The 253-nt window shown below is 41.1% G+C and carries 1 pseudogene; it reads left to right on the top strand.

Annotation, left to right across the window (positions count from 1 at the left end):
- Positions 1-55: 55 nt before the first annotated feature.
- Positions 56-253, top strand: a pseudogene (locus JWG39_RS16335) (transposase); the annotation flags it as partial.

The following is a 253-nucleotide window of genomic DNA, read 5'->3' as shown; positions in this document are numbered from 1 at the left end:
GTAATGAAGCAAGACAGCAGGCAGCAGAACAGGCAGCAGCTATGCAAATACACAAACGAAAATGCAGTCCACGACCACGAAAACGGTTAAAAAAGAAACATGCAATTTTCTAACCGGACACCACTGTGTTGAACCAGTGTTCGGACAAATCAAGAATACAGGATTTCGAGGATTCAACGTCAGAGGATATGAAAAAACAAGCGGCGAATTCTCTCTTATGTGTACTGCCCACAATATCAAAAAAATCATGAAA

The sequence above is a fragment of the Desulforhopalus vacuolatus genome, assembly GCF_016918505.1.
Taxonomy (GTDB): domain Bacteria; phylum Desulfobacterota; class Desulfobulbia; order Desulfobulbales; family Desulfocapsaceae; genus Desulforhopalus; species Desulforhopalus vacuolatus.
The sequence above is the reverse complement of the archived record's forward strand: the minus strand, read 5'-3'. Positions and strand labels throughout refer to the sequence as shown.